Origin of the sequence: Oceanobacillus saliphilus (assembly GCF_023522835.1) — a bacterium.
Classification (GTDB): Bacteria; Bacillota; Bacilli; order Bacillales; family Amphibacillaceae; genus Oceanobacillus; species Oceanobacillus saliphilus.
In genome coordinates this window covers 1-279 of the sequence record NZ_JALCZU010000079.1, presented here as the reverse complement: position 1 = coordinate 279, position 279 = coordinate 1, and the positions used below count along the sequence as shown (strand labels likewise).

At 50.2% G+C, this 279-nt stretch carries 1 protein-coding gene; it reads right to left on the bottom strand.

Annotated features, from left to right (window positions below; translation table 11 throughout):
* Positions 1-51: 51 nt before the first annotated feature.
* The gene (locus MN204_RS20525) at positions 52-231 is read right to left on the bottom strand and encodes a hypothetical protein (protein WP_249872909.1); all 180 of its coding nucleotides are present in this window, start codon (positions 229-231) and stop codon (positions 52-54) included.
* Between the last annotated feature and the right edge of the window lie 48 nt (positions 232-279).

The window sequence follows — 279 nt, the reverse complement described above, 5'->3', positions numbered from 1 at the left end:
GTTGCCCTTCCCTATGCAGTGAGCCTCGCATGCGCCCCAAGGTTGCAAAGCCTAATTGGTAAAACTGGAGAAGATTGGCTCAGGGGCCATAGAAATTACCGATAAGCGGACGGCAAAGCTGTCACTGATGGCTTCCCAACCGCTTTCCATATGCTTGCTGAAGGGTTGCTGATCAATTCCTGGAAGATCAGGATGTACCCCGGGTAAGGTGAATGGAAATCCAGTAGCCAACGATATCCCTTGGTCAGAGGCGAAGGCATGAGTTTCTTTTTACAGTCA